The organism is Pseudonocardia sp. P-1, assembly GCF_058111925.1.
This window is the reverse complement of the sequence record NZ_CM176614.1, coordinates 4933350-4946782: the sequence shown is the minus strand read 5'-3', so window position 1 is coordinate 4946782 and position 13433 is coordinate 4933350. Positions and strand designations below refer to the sequence as shown.

At 74.0% G+C, this 13433-nt stretch carries 13 protein-coding genes; 4 read left to right on the top strand and 9 right to left on the bottom strand.

Features of this window, described 5'->3' with window-relative positions; genetic code table 11:
- Positions 1-11: 11 nt before the first annotated feature.
- Positions 12-1757 carry a DEDD exonuclease domain-containing protein gene (locus AC0GKK_RS24315; RefSeq protein WP_489882607.1) on the top strand — a complete coding sequence of 582 codons (1746 nt, stop codon included), beginning with the start codon at positions 12-14 and terminating at the stop codon, positions 1755-1757.
- Positions 1758-1841: 84 nt separating this feature from the next.
- On the opposite strand, the gene qcrB is transcribed toward AC0GKK_RS24315, so the two are convergent.
- The 4 genes from qcrB to ctaE all read right to left on the bottom strand — a co-directional run bounded on the left by qcrB (position 1842) and on the right by ctaE (position 6226).
- Positions 1842-3557, bottom strand: a complete 1716-nt coding sequence (gene qcrB, locus AC0GKK_RS24310; protein WP_489882606.1) for a cytochrome bc1 complex cytochrome b subunit — start codon at positions 3555-3557, stop codon at positions 1842-1844.
- Positions 3554-4690 carry a cytochrome bc1 complex Rieske iron-sulfur subunit gene (gene qcrA, locus AC0GKK_RS24305; RefSeq protein WP_489882605.1) on the bottom strand — a complete coding sequence of 379 codons (1137 nt, stop codon included), beginning with the start codon at positions 4688-4690 and terminating at the stop codon, positions 3554-3556. The genes qcrB and qcrA overlap by 4 nt, the downstream gene beginning before the upstream one ends.
- Complete coding sequence (gene qcrC / locus AC0GKK_RS24300) at positions 4687-5553, bottom strand: cytochrome bc1 complex diheme cytochrome c subunit (protein ID WP_489882604.1); 867 nt, start codon at positions 5551-5553, stop codon at positions 4687-4689. Before qcrC ends, qcrA begins: the two co-directional genes overlap by 4 nt.
- Before the next feature lie 64 nt (positions 5554-5617).
- Positions 5618-6226, bottom strand: a complete 609-nt coding sequence (gene ctaE / locus AC0GKK_RS24295) for an aa3-type cytochrome oxidase subunit III (protein ID WP_489882603.1) — start codon at positions 6224-6226, stop codon at positions 5618-5620.
- A 249-nt stretch (positions 6227-6475) separates the two neighbouring features.
- Here ctaE and AC0GKK_RS24290 point away from each other — a divergent pair, with 249 nt between their 5' ends.
- Positions 6476-6871, top strand: coding sequence for a response regulator transcription factor (locus tag AC0GKK_RS24290; RefSeq protein ID WP_373324244.1), 396 nt, complete (start codon positions 6476-6478; stop codon positions 6869-6871).
- A gap of 23 nt (positions 6872-6894) precedes the next feature.
- Complete coding sequence (gene trpD / locus AC0GKK_RS24285) at positions 6895-7938, top strand: anthranilate phosphoribosyltransferase (RefSeq protein ID WP_251785143.1); 1044 nt, start codon at positions 6895-6897, stop codon at positions 7936-7938.
- Positions 7939-7954: 16 nt separating this feature from the next.
- On the opposite strand, the gene AC0GKK_RS24280 is transcribed toward trpD, so the two are convergent.
- On the bottom strand, positions 7955-8233 hold the full coding sequence (locus AC0GKK_RS24280; protein WP_476651985.1) for an Lrp/AsnC family transcriptional regulator: 279 nt from the start codon (positions 8231-8233) through the stop codon (positions 7955-7957).
- Between the two features lie 309 nt (positions 8234-8542).
- Between AC0GKK_RS24280 and AC0GKK_RS24275 the strand changes: the two genes are divergently transcribed.
- Positions 8543-8860, top strand: coding sequence for a hypothetical protein (locus tag AC0GKK_RS24275; protein WP_482637905.1), 318 nt, complete (start codon positions 8543-8545; stop codon positions 8858-8860).
- Between the two features lie 30 nt (positions 8861-8890).
- On the opposite strand, the gene AC0GKK_RS24270 is transcribed toward AC0GKK_RS24275, so the two are convergent.
- The 4 genes from AC0GKK_RS24270 to AC0GKK_RS24255 are packed head-to-tail and all read right to left on the bottom strand — an operon-like array spanning position 8891 to position 13428.
- Complete coding sequence (locus tag AC0GKK_RS24270; RefSeq protein WP_489882602.1) at positions 8891-10276, bottom strand: FAD-dependent oxidoreductase; 1386 nt, start codon at positions 10274-10276, stop codon at positions 8891-8893.
- Between the two features lie 59 nt (positions 10277-10335).
- Positions 10336-11199: a PaaI family thioesterase gene (locus AC0GKK_RS24265; RefSeq protein WP_405416320.1), complete on the bottom strand. Its 864-nt coding sequence runs from the start codon at positions 11197-11199 to the stop codon at positions 10336-10338.
- 14 nt (positions 11200-11213) lie between these two features.
- Complete coding sequence (locus AC0GKK_RS24260) at positions 11214-12275, bottom strand: winged helix DNA-binding domain-containing protein (RefSeq protein ID WP_476651990.1); 1062 nt, start codon at positions 12273-12275, stop codon at positions 11214-11216.
- 16 nt (positions 12276-12291) lie between these two features.
- Positions 12292-13428 carry an LLM class flavin-dependent oxidoreductase gene (locus AC0GKK_RS24255; RefSeq protein ID WP_489882601.1) on the bottom strand — a complete coding sequence of 379 codons (1137 nt, stop codon included), beginning with the start codon at positions 13426-13428 and terminating at the stop codon, positions 12292-12294.
- Positions 13429-13433 lie beyond the last annotated feature (5 nt).

The following is a 13433-nucleotide window of genomic DNA, read 5'->3' as shown; positions in this document are numbered from 1 at the left end:
CGGTGCAGGGCGTGACCTCCTGCTCCCCGCAGCTCACCTTCGACGAGCTGGGCACGCCACTGCGTGACGTCACCTTCTGCGTGGTCGACCTGGAGACCACCGGCGGCAGCCACCGGACCGACGCCATCACCGAGGTCGGCGCCGTCGCGGTGCGCGGCGGCAGCCGGATCTCCGAGCTCGGCACCCTCGTCGACCCGGGTGTACGGGTCCCGGCCGACATCACCCGGCTGACCGGTATCACGAACGCGATGCTGCACGACGCGCCACCGCTGGGTGCGGTCCTGCCCTCGGTGCTCGACATGCTCCGCGGCGCGGTGCTGGTGGCCCACAACGCCCCGTTCGACACGGGGTTCCTCAAGGCCGCCTGCGAGCGCCTCGAACGCCCCTGGCCCGGCCCGCCGGTCCTGTGCACCGCCCGGCTCGCCCGGGCCGTGCTCCCGCACGCCGAGTGCCCCAGTGTGAAGCTGGGCGCGCTGGCCCGGCACTTCGGCTGCGCCACCACCCCGGACCACCGGGCGCTGACCGACGCCCGGGCGACCGTCGAGGTGCTGCACCACCTGCTGGAGCGGATCGGGAACCTGGGTGTGCAGAGCCTGGAGGAGCTGCTGCAGCTCGTCCGTGACCGGGCCCCGCACCGGCCCACCACCACCCAGCGGCGCCGCAGGCACCTGGCGAACGACGTGCCCTCGGAGCCCGGTGTGTACCTGTTCCGCGGCGGCGACGGCCAGGTGCTCTACGTCGGCACCAGCGGCGACCTCCACCGGCGGGTGCGGTCGTACTTCACGGCCGGGGAGAAGCGCCGCCGGGTCCGCGACATGCTCGCCCGCGCCGAGAAGGTCGACACGGTGGTCTGCGCGCACGCCCTGGAGGCCTCTGTGCGCGAGCTGGCGCTCATCGCCGCGCACCGCCCGCCGTACAACCGGCGCTCGCGCAACCCCGGCCGGGCCTACTGGGTGGCGCCGACGGCGGAGGCGTTCCCGCGGCTGTCGGTCGTCGCCACCCCGCGGGCGGGTGCCCTGGGCCCGTTCGGGTCGCAGCGGGCCGCGACCGACGTGCTCGACGCGGCACTCGACGCACTGCCGCTGCGCCGGTGCACGATCCGGATCCCGGCCCGGAACCCGTCGGCGACGCCGTGCGCGCTGCACGAGCTGGGCCGCTGCGCGGCCCCGTGCGCCGGGCTGCAGCCCGTCGAGGACTACGCGCCCGCCGTGCACGCCTGGCGCGACCTCGTCGCGGGGCGGGACGACGGCCCGCTGCGGGTGCTGGCCACGGAGGTCGACGACCGGTCGGCCGGCGGGCGTTACGAGGCGGCCGCACGGGCCCGGGACCGGTTGGCCACGCTGGCCGCCGGGGTCGACCGGGGCGGCACCCTGGCCGCGCTCGCGGGCATCGACGAGCTGGTCGGTGCCCGGCCCGACGGCCGGGGCGGCTGGGAGCTCGCCGTCCTGCGCCACGGACGGCTCGCCGCGGCGGGCAACGCCCCGCGCGGGGTGCGGCCGATGCCGGTCGTCGAGGCGCTGCGGACCGGCGCGCAGACGGTCCTGCCCGGCGACGGGCCGCTGCGCGGGGCCCCGTCGGAGGAGGTCCGGATCCTGCACCGCTGGCTCACCACCGGCGGGACCCGGCTGGTGTACTGCGACCCGCCCTGGGCGGAGCCGGCACGGGGCGGGGGTGCCTGGCGGGAGTGGGCCGACCGGGCCCGGGAGGCGTCGCACCGCACCGGTGACCGCTCCCCGGACGAGCCCGCCGGGGTCTGAGGACGTACGACGGCGGCCCCGCCGGAGACCGTGTCTCCGGCGGGGCCGCCGTGGAGTGCTTCCGGGCCGGGGCCCGGACCGTGCTCAGTCGCGCGGCTGCTGCGGACGACCGCCGTCGTCCGGGCGGCCCGCGAGCTCACCGCTGCGGGACTCGAGCTCCGCCCGCGCCTCGTGGCGCCGGCGGGACTCCTCGAGCTCCCGCTCGTGGGCCTCGTGGCGGGCCACGGCCAGCGCACGGGACTCCTCGACCGGGTCCGGCGTGAGCAGCGAACCGGACACCGGCTCACCTGCCGACCCGAGCTGGTTCATCCGCTTGGGCACCGAGGCGCCCTGGTACTCCAGCGGGATCGCGTGACCGTGCGCGTCGACACCGCCCAGCGGCTGGTGCACCTCGATGAACTCACCGTGCGGGAGCCGCTTGATGATGCCCGTCTCGATGCCGTGCTCCAGCACCGCGCGGTCCGACCGCTGCAGACCGATGCACCAGCGGTAGGCCACCCAGTACACGATCGGCGGCACGACGAGCAGACCGATGCGGCCGGCCCACGTGGTCGCGTTCAGCGAGATGTGGAAGAAGTACGAGATCCAGTCGTTGAACCCGCACATCACGAGCCACAGGTAGAACGAGATCGCCATGGCGCCGAGCGCGGTCCGGACCGGGACGTCGCGCGGACGCTGCAGCAGGTTGTGCAGCGCGTCGTCGCCGGTGAAGCGCCGTTCGATGGCCGGGTAGGCCCCGGCCAGCACGAACAGCACCGGCAGGAAGCCCGCGGTGGGGATGAACGCCGCCGGGATCGTGTACGTCCCGAACAGGTAGAACTCCCACGGCGGGAAGATCCGGCCCATGCCCTCGGACCACAGCATGTAGAAGTCCGGCTGCGACCCGGCGGAGATGTGCGAGGCGTCGTACGGGCCGAGGTGCCAGATGGGGTTCATCTGGAACAGGCCCGAGATCAGCGTCAGCACACCGGCGACGACGAAGAAGAACGCGCCGCCCTTCGCCGCGAACTGCGGCATGATCCGCACACCGACGACGTTGTTCTCGGTCCGGCCCGGGCCGGGGAACTGGGTGTGCTTCTGGTACCACACCAGGCCGAGGTGCACGGCGATCAGCGCGAGGATGATGCCGGGCAGGATCAGCACGTGGATGATGTAGAGCCGCGGGATGATCTCGGTCCCGGGGAACTCGCCGCCGAACAGCGCCCAGTGCACCCAGGTGCCCATGATCGGCACGGTCAGCGTGATGCCCGAGGCGATCCGCAGCCCGACGCCCGAGAGCAGGTCGTCCGGCAGGGAGTAGCCGGTGAAGCCGGCGAAGGTGCCCAGCAGGATCAGGACGACGCCGATGGTCCAGTTGGCCTCGCGCGGCTTGCGGAACGCGCCGGTGAAGAACACCCGGAACATGTGGATGATCATCGCCGCGACGAAGAGCAGCGCCGCCCAGTGGTGCAGCTGACGCATGAACAGGCCGCCGCGGACCTCGAGCGAGATCTCCAGCGCGGACTCGTAGGCCCGCGACATGTGGACGCCGCGCAGCGGGTCGTACGGCCCGTTGTAGACGACCTCCTGCATGGAGGGGTCGAAGAACAGCGCCAGGTAGGTGCCCGACAGCAGCACGATGATGAAGCTGTACAGGGCGATCTCGCCCAGCATGAACGACCAGTGGGTCGGGAAGACCTTGTTGAACTGCTTCCGGAGCCCCGCCGCCGCGTGGTACCGCTGGTCCGCCTGGTCGAGTGCCGCGCCGCCCTTGGCCGCGAGGCCACCCGAGGAGGTGGTGGGTGTCGTGATCGAACTCATGTCGTCTTCGGCCTCTCCCAGAACGCGGGTCCGACGGGCTCCACGAAGTCGCTGCGGGCGACGAAGAAGCCCTCCTCGTTCACCGTGATCGGCAGCTGGGGCAACGGCCGGGCGGCCGGCCCGAAGACGGGCTCGGCGTCCTGCGTGGCCAGGAACTGCGACTGGTGGCACGGGCAGAGAATGCGGTTGTCCTGCGCCTGGAACAGCGAGGTCGGGCACCCGAGGTGGGTACAGACCTTCGACCAGGCGTAGTAGTCACCATAGTTGAAGTTCTCCTGACCGGGACGCTTGGTGACCTCGGTCCCGGGGCGGAGACGGATGAGCATGACCGGCGCGTCCGAGGCGCGCTGCGCCGCGAGGAGCTCCTCCTCGTTGCCCCGCTCGCTCTCGCGGTACGGGAAGACGGTCATCATGGCACCCGGCTCCATGTCCTCGGGTCGCACGCGCGCGATCTCGGACAGGATACCCGTGTCGGTGCGCAGGTATACCGTCTCGCCGCTCTCCGGACGCCAGCCCGTGTGCCACAGCGGGGAGTCGTCACCCTCGGCCCACGGGTTGCGGATGATGCCGCCGAGCGCGACGACACCGGTGCCGATACCGGCCACGGCCGCGGCCAGACCCGCACTGCGGATGATCAGCTTGCGGCGCCCGATCGTGGTGCCCTTGCCCGCGTCGGCGACCTGGGCCAGGAAGGTGGCGCGGTCGACGTCGGTGGACGGACCGTCGTGGCGCTGCTGGACCGAGGTCTCCTCCGGGAACAGCTTCTTCACCATCTGGATGACCGCGATGCCGATGGAGAGCACCGAGAACCCGAAGGTGAAGCCGATGACCGGGGTGTAGAGGTTGTAGAGCTCCACGCCGGGCTCGCCGGCGTTGACGTACTCCCACGGCCACGCGATGAACGCGACCACGAAGGCGATCATGGAGATCGCCGAGATGATGAACCACAGCGCGACCGAACGCTCGGCGCGCTTCTCCGCGCGGGTCCCCGGGATCGGGAACGCCGGCGTGTTGTGCACGACCTCGACCTCGTCGAGCTCGCCGGCCAGAAGGGCCAGCTGCTCGGGCGACATCGCGTCGAGCTCCTCCTTGGTCGGACGACGGTCCGACCCGGTGCTGACATCGCTGCTCAACTCTTCGCCCCCAACCAGATGGCGAACCCGACCAGACCGGACATCACGACGGCGAACATGAAGATGCCCTCGGCCGTCGGACCGAGACCCAGCAGCGAGTAGCCGCCCGGGTCGTTGGCGTTGTTCACCGACTTGATGTACGCGATGATGTCCTGCTTCTCCTGCGGCGTGAGCTGCTGGTCGGAGAAGCGCGGCATGTTCTGCGGACCGGTCTGCATCGCGGTGTAGATCTGCTCCTCGCTGGCCGGCTCGAGCGCGGGAGCGTACTTGCCGGACGACAGCGCGCCGCCGACACCGGTGAAGTTGTGGCACGAGGCGCAGTTCAGGCGGTACAGCACGCCGCCGCGACCCGGGTCGTCGCCGCGCAGGGCCTCGCCGGTCGCGGCCGGGGTGACCGGCCCGCCGCCGTTGGCCTGCACGAACGCGCCCAGCGCCTCGAGGTTCGCCCGGCCCTCCTGGGTCTCCGGGTCGAAGATCGGCAGCGGGTGCTTGCGGGCCGCCTGGGCCTCCTGGCGCGCCATCGGCATACGCCCCGAGGACACCTGGAAGTAGACCGCCGCGTCACCGACGCCGATGAGGCTCGGGCCGCGGTTCTCGACGCCCTGCAGGTTCGCACCGTGGCAGGTGATGCAGGTGTTGTTGTAGAGCTGCTCGCCCTTGGCGATCAGCGCGGTGTCCTGCTGCGCCTGGGCGACCTGCGGCTGCGGCGCGAAGGCGGCGTAGAGGAAACCGACGGACAGCAGGCCCAGCCCGATGGCGAGGGCGCCGGCGATGCGGCGCTTCAACTTGCCGTGCGGACGGGTGCGGCCCCCGGCCTTCTCGTCCGGCCGGGCGGCCGGTGGTGGGTTCTGGTTCTCGGTCATCGCTGGGGGACTTCCAACCTCGACGTCGTGGCGGGTGCTGTCAGGGAACGGGCGGCGCGATCGGTCAGCGGATGAAGTAGATCGTGGCGAACAGCCCGATCCACACCACGTCGACGAAGTGCCAGTAGTACGACACCACGATCGCCGCGGTGGCCTGGGCGGGCGTGAACTTGCTGAGCCTCGTGCGGATGATCAGGTACACGAACGCGACCAGGCCGCCGACCACGTGCAGCCCGTGGAAGCCGGTCGCCAGGTAGAACACCGATCCGTAGGCGCTGGAGGCGATCGTCGTGCCCGAGTGCACCAGCTCGTAGTACTCGTAGGCCTGCCCCAGCACGAAGATCGTGCCCATGACCAGCGTCACCGCGTACCAGCGGCGCAGTCCGAACACGTCGCCGCGCTCGGCCGCGAACACGCCGAACTGACACGTGAACGAGGACGCGACCAGGATGATCGTGATCGTGAGCGCGTAGGGGACGTTGAGTTCCGTGGGCGGCGGCGGCCAGGGGCCGTCGTTCTGCGCCCGCGCGGTGAAGTACATCGCGAACAGCCCGGCGAAGAACATCAGCTCGCTGGAGAGCCAGACGATGGTGCCGATGCTGACCAGGTTGGGGCGGTTCAGCGAATGGATCCGCGCGCTGATGTTGGGTGCCGCTGTCGTCACGTCGGGCATTATGACCCGAGCCGAACTTCTACGGCTTGTCGGGATACCCCTCGCCACATCACGATCGGCGAACGGACCCCATGATCACCGAACTCTTCGCCTGGTCGGGGCGACCGGGGGGCCGCCGGACGGCCCCGTCCCGGACCGCCGGCACGACAACGTTCGGGGGCGACGGAGGGTTCCCCTAGTATCCCCGGCGTGAGCGGACGAGCGGCAGAGATCGGCAGCGCGGCCGGATCGGTGACGGGGACCAGCACGGTGCTGGTCTACAGCCACCGTCCCGAGGTCCGCGAGAGCATCATCGAGGCGGTCGGGCGGCGGCCCGCGCCGGACGTGGGCCGGGTGCGCTGGGTGGAGGCGGCCGGCATCGCCGAGGTCCTCGCCGCCTGCGACGCGGGCGAGGCCGACCTGCTGGTCCTCGACGGCGAGGCGCAGCCGACCGGCGGGATGGGCGTGGCCAAGCAGCTGCGTCACGAGATCGTCGACTGCCCCCCGATCGTGCTGACCGTCCGCCGCCGCGACGACCGCTGGCTCGCCACCTGGTCGGAGGCGGACGCGGTGCTCGTGCACCCGCTCGACCCGATCGAGGCGGCCGAGGTCGTCGCGCAGGTCCTGCGCGACCACCGGCCCGGCACCCTGACCCCGCAGCAGTAGCGAGACAGAGGACACCTCACGTCGTGAGCGCACCCACCTGGCCCTCCGTGATCGGCCGCCTGATGCGCGGCGAGGACGTCACCGCCGACGAGGCGACCTGGGCGATGGGTCAGGTCTTCGCCGGCGACGCGACCCCGGCGCAGCTCGCCGGGTTCCTCGTGGCGCTGCGTGCGAAGGGCGAGACGCCCGCGGAGATCTCGGGCATGGCCGACGCGATGCTGGCCCACGCGCTGCGGGTGCACGTGCCCGGGCGCTCGGTCGACGTCGTCGGCACCGGCGGGGACCAGGCGCACACGGTGAACATCTCCACGATGGCGGCGATCGTCGTCGCGGCGGCGGGTGCGCCGGTGGTCAAGCACGGCGGGCGCGCGGCGTCGTCGCAGTGCGGGACGGCCGACGTGCTGGAGGAGCTGGGCGTCGCGATCGAGCTGACCCCGTCCGCGGTCGAGCGGTGCGCCGCGGAGCTGGGGATCGCGTTCTGCTTCGCGCAGTCCTTCCACCCCGCCATGCGCTACGCCGGCGGTGTCCGTCGCGAGCTCGGCGTCCCGACCGCGATGAACCTGCTCGGGCCGCTGTCCAACCCGGCCCAGCCGGAGACCGGCCTGATCGGCTGCGCCGACCCCCGGCACGCCGCGACGATGGCCGAGGTCTTCGCCCGGCGCGGCAAGTCGGTACTGGTGGTGCGCGGCGACGACGGGCTCGACGAGCTGACCACCACCGGGCGCAGCACGGTCTGGATCAGCGACGGCGGCACCGTCCGCGAGGAGCGGCTGGACCCGGCCGACCTCGGGGTCGGCGTGGCCACCGCCGAGGACCTGCGCGGCGGCACCCGGCAGGTCAACGCCGCCGTCGTCCGCGACCTGGTGGCCGGCAAGACCGGACCGGTGCGCGACGCCGTGCTGCTCAACGCCGCCGGGGCGCTCGCCGCGCACCGCGGGGTCGGTGCGGACCTCACCGCGTCGGTCGGGGCGGCGCTCGACGCCGTCGCCGAGGCGGTGGACTCCGGTGCCGCCGCGGACCTGCTGGCCCGCTGGGCCGCGCTCTCGACCGAGCTCGCGTCGGCCTGACCCGCGGGGGCCGGGCTCAGTCGAGCCCGATGGCGAACGCGGCGTCGGTGTCGGCCTTGGAGTAGGACCGGAACGCGATGTGGGTGTCGGTCCCGACGACGCCGTCGATCCGGCTGAGCCGGTTGGCGATCACGTCGGCGAGCTGCTCGTGCTCGCGCACCTTGACGATCGCGATCAGGTCCACGTCACCGGCGCAGGAGTAGACCTCCGAGACGCCGTCGAGGTCCGCGATGGCCTGCGCGGTCTCGGGGATCCGGTCGGCGGCGGTGTGCACCAGGACGATCGCGGTGATCACGGTGGGGCTCCCCCTCGGGTCAGGGCGTGGCGGACACCGATGAGGCTAGTGGGGGCATCCCCTGTGGCGCAGGCCGCATCCGGTTGCTACTGTGATCGTCATGCGCACCGTCGAGCACACCCTTGCTCCGGCCGCAGCGCTGCCCGCACGACTTCTCGCGGTAGTAGCACTGCGCGTCGGCTGATCCAGGCCGCCGACGCGCCCGCGCCGCAATCCCGGCGCTTCCCTCCCGCACACCGCGGTGAGGATCCACGAGACCTGGCTCGCGTTCCCGCTTCTCTCTCGCGCAACGCATGGAGCCACACGATCATGAGCATCACCGCCGACCGTCCCACGACCACCACCACCTTCTCCTTCCCCACCGGTTCCGGTGGCGCCGCGGACATCGCGTCCCGGATGCCCCGCCGGCACACCGTCGTCACCGGCGACGGGATGGCCGGGGTCATGCAGATCGCCTCGGCGCTGCAGAGCTGCGGCCGCACGCTGCGCGAGTTCTGCGTCGACGTCCGTGAGGGCGTCGCCTACAGCTCGGTCACCTGCACCATGTCGATGACCCCCGACGAGGCCGACGACTTCTCCCGCGGCATGGGCGCGATGTCCTGCGTCATGGCGGTCGACCCGTACTGAGCCGTACGGCGGCCGTGCGGGAACCGGCCGCTACGACCGCGAGCTGTGGCGGCGGGCGGCGTCCAGCATCTCCGCCCGGTCCGCGATCTTGACCCGGTCGGTGCCGCCGCGCCGCTCCCCCAGGGCGAGCTCGGCGGAGTCGAGACGCAGCCAGTCCTCCCACAGCACGGGGTCGACGCCGTAGGAGCGCATCCGCTCGACGACGGCGTCGCCGCCCGGCCGCGGCGGCGTCGACAGGGTCGGCAGGTCGGCCAGCACCGACTCCGCGGTCTGCGCGCCGTCGCCCTTGTTGGTGCCGATCACGCCGGTCGGGCCCCGCTTGATCCACCCGGCCACGTAGCTGCCGCGCACCGGCTCCCCGCCGAGCAGCACCCGTCCCGCGTCGTGCGGGACGGTGCCGGTGGCCGCGTCGAACGGCAGCCCCTCGATGGGCTCGCCCGCGTAGCCGATGGCCCGCACGACCAGGCCCGCGTCCAGGGTCTCCCGCTCCCCCGTGCCACGCACCCGGCCGTCGTCGCCGAGGGCGTTGCGTTCGATCTCGACGGCGCCGACGCGGCCGGTGCCGTCGTCGACGAGCCGGACCGGGGACCGCAGGAACCGCAGGTGGATCCGCCGGGGCGCGCCGGTGGAGGACCGGCGGGCCCATTCGGTGAGCATCTCGATGTTCTGGCGCATCCGGCGTTCCTCCGGCTCGGCCACGCCCGCGGCGAGCAGGCCGTCGTCGTGCACCACGACGTCGACGTCGTCGAGGCCGCCGAGACCGCGCAGCTCGGCGGGGGTGAACTTCACGTGCAGCGGGTCGCGCCGGACCAGTACGTGCACGTCGGTGACCGCGCTCGCCCGCAGCGCGTCGAGCACCGCGTCGTGCGCGTCGGTGGCGGCGAGGTCGTCGGCGGGGCGGGCCAGGACCCGCGCGACGTCGACGGCGACGTTCCCCGCGCCGACCACGACCACGCCGGGGCGGTCGAGCAGCGGGCCGGGACCGACCGCGTCGGGGTGCCCGCAGTACCAGGACACGAACGCGCCGGACCCGACCGAGCCCGCGAGGTCCTCCCCCGGGACGCCGAGGTCGCGGTCGACCGCGCTGCCCGTCGCGTGCACGACGGCGTGGTAGTGCTCCCGCAGCGCCTCCCCCGGGATGCCGCCGGGGCCGACGTGGACGTTGCCGAGGAACCGGACACGGTCGCTGTCGTCGAAGGTCCGCACCAGCGCGCGGATGACCGACTTCATCTTCACGTGGTCGGGGGCGACGCCGTAGCGGACCAGACCGTAGGGCGCGGGCAGCCGGTCGATCACGTCGACGTGCACCGACGGGTCACCCGCCAGCAGCGCCTCGGCCGTGTACAGACCGGACGGTCCGGACCCGATGACGGCGATCCGGTGGGGTCGTGGGGCGGGGACCTGCGGGGTCGACACGTGCGCACCTCCGAGCCGGGGACGGTGACGACGCTAACAGCGACGACCCGTCCGGGCGATCATCGGCGCAGCGCGGTGCCGACGGCGCGCACCGCGGTCCGCCCGTCGGGCAGCAGCAGCTCCGTGCCCAGGGTGCGGAACCGGCGGCCGTCGCGGATCGCGACGGTGCGGGCCCGCAGCCGGTCGGTGACCTGCACCGGACGCAGGAACTCCACCGTCGTGGACAACGGCCGGGCGTCCGCGGCGCCGGGGTGCGCGGACTGGACCGCGGCGGCGAGCCCGGACAGGACCGCGCCGTGGGTGGTGCCGTTGAGGTTCGTCGTCGACGGGCCGGGGGTGAACACGACGTCGCCGTCGGCGTCGCGCTCGAGGTGCTCGGTCCGCAGCCGGGTGGCGTCGAACGGCGGCAGCGCGGCCCGGGCGTCGGTGCCGGCGGCGGTGGTCCCCGTCGCGGGCGCGGTCGCGAGCCCGCCGGGGCCCGCGGGGGCACCGGTCAGCGCGAAGGTGGCGACGACGTGCGCGACGGCGACCCCGGTGTCGTCGCGCATCTCGGCCCGGCCGACGCCGACCTCGTCGTCGAGGTGCAGCAGCATCAGCTCGGCGCGCAGCCACCGCGCGTCCGGTGCGGGGACCCCGGCCGCGTCCAGGCGCAGGTCGACGGTGGGCGCGCCTCCGGTGAGCCGCGCCGTGGAGAAGACGAGGTAGCCGAGGCCCGCGTCGGCCAGCAGCGCCGGGAGCACCGGGAGGACCCGGCCGTCGGCGGTGCGGACGCCGTCGTGCAGCGGGGCGCGCACCACCACGCGCTCCGGGGTCGACGACGGGTCGGGAGCCATCCCGAGACCCGACTCGACCGGCGCGCGCCGCAGCCGCTCCCGGGTGCCCGGTGCGGGCCTGGTCGGCTTCGGCTGCGTCGTGCCGGTCATGATCCCATCGTGCGTCACCCCGGGGACGCTCCCGGCCCCGGGTCCCGGTACCAGGCGGTGAGCAGCTCGGCCTCGTCGTCGACGGCGCGCCGGTCGGCGGCGTCGAGCGGGGTGAACGGGGTGGTGGCGACGCGGCCGTCGCGGTGCTCCCAGGTGCCGGCGACCCGGCCGTGCAGCAGGAACACCGGCGCCGAGCGGGGCCGGGTCGTGGCGAACACGTGGTGGCGGTGCTCGGCGGGCACGATCCCGGTGGCCGCGGCGTGCCCGAGCAGCAGCACCGCGTCGTAGGGGCCGAGGAAGCGCACCGGCAGCGGGGCGCCGGGCCCGGGCAGCGGGGCGCGCGGCACGTCGAGCAGCGCGGTGCCGTCCTCGGCCGCGAACGGGCGCAGGTCCTCCCCCGCCAGGGCTGCGCGGGCGACGCGGACCGGCCAGCCGGCGAACCGCGCGACGTCCGGCGCGGACGCGGGCCCGAAGGCCCGCAGGTAGCGGCGGGCCAGCGCGGCCCGTGCCGCGGCGGGGCCGGGCTCCGGGCCGGGCGCGGCCAGGCCGTAGACGTGGGCGCGCGGGGTCGCCCAGGTGCCGGCGGGCGGGATCCGCACGAGCCCGACCCAGTGCTGCACGCCGGGGAAGACACCCGCGGGCAGGCCCGCGTCGGCGAGTGCGGCGGTGATCTCGGCGTGCCGGCGCGGCCCGTCGGCCAGCAGCCCGCCGACGACGCGTGCGGCGGCGGTCATGTCGGCGTCGGTGACGTCGCGGGACAGCCGCAGCCAGTCCGCGCGCTGCTCGGCGCGGACGGCGGCGGTGAACACCCGGTGGTCGCGGCGGCTGAGCATGTGGATGGTCGAGCGCATCGCCCAGGCCTGTACGACGCGTCCGTCGTGCAGCATCGCGGTCAGTGCGGACCGCTCGAAGCCGATGAGCCGCGACCAGAGCCCGAGGTAGCCCGACGGGGCGTGCTGGGTCTGCAACCCACCGATGCGCTCCAGGGCGCGCGGCACCGTCAGGGCGGCTCGCCCGGTGAGGAGCTGGCGGGCGAGCAGGGCCCGCAGCCGGTCGTCGGCGGTGAGGACGCGCACCCGGCGAGTGTGCCGGTCAGCCCGCCGTCGGGGTGTACCGGTCCGCGGGGCGGGCGAGCCCGAAGCGGTCGCGCAGGGTGCCGTCGTAGGGGGCGGGCGTCCAGGCGTCGCCGAGTGCGGGCAGCAGGCCGTCGACGATCTCGTCCACCCCGGACGGCAGCGCCAGCGGGACAAGGACGAACCCGTCGGCGGCGCGCTCCTCGGCGGCGTCGCGCAGCAGGGCGGCGAGCGCGGCCGGGTCGCCGACGTGGCGCAGCGTCGCCGGGACGGTGTCGGCGTCGGCGGGGGCGAGTGCGTCGAGCTCGCGCAGCCGCGCGGCGGCGTCGTCGCCCAGCAGGGTCTCGACGTCGAGCAGCACGGTGACCTGGTCGGGGTGGCGCCCGGCGTCGGCGACGGCGGCACGCACCCGGTCCCGGGCCTCGGCGGCACCGGCGACCGTGTCGGCCGCGACCCGGACGACGTCGGCGTAGCGGCCCACGGTCGCCAGCGCCTCGGTCTCGTCGCCGCGCAGCACGGTCAGGGGCTGCCCCTGCGGCGGGCGCGGGGTGATCGACGGTCCGGTCACGGAGAAGAACTCGCCGGTGAAGTCGATGTGGTGGAGCCGGTCGCGGTCGACGAAGCGGCCGGTGGCGGCGTCGCGGATCTCGGCGTCGTCCTCCCAGGAGTCCCACAGCCGGGCGGCGACCTCGATCGCCTCGCCGGCCTCCCGCCAGAGCGAGGCCGCGTCGCGGTCGGCGCGCGCACGGCCGAACAGGTTGGCCTCGGCCTGCGTGCGCGACACGTCGGGCTGCCAGCCGGCCCGCCCGGTGGACACGAAGTCCAGGGTGGCGACGGCCTTGGACAGGTGGAACGGCTCGGTGTGGGTGACCGTCACCGTCGGCACGATCCCGATACCGGGGACGGCGGGCGCGACCCGCGCGGCGACGGCGACGGCGTCGAGGGTGCCGGGCAGTGCGGCCGGGTCGGCCCCGGGCGGCTGCAGCGAGTCGGGCAGCGCGACGAGGTCGAGGCCGCCGCGCGCCGCGGTGCGGGCCAGGTCCAGGTGGTACGGGGCGGTGAACAGCCGGGCCGGGTCGGCGCCGCCGAGCCGCCACGCGCCGGGGTGACGCCCCGCCGCTCCGAGTTCGACCGCCAGGTGCAGACGTCCGCTCACCGTGC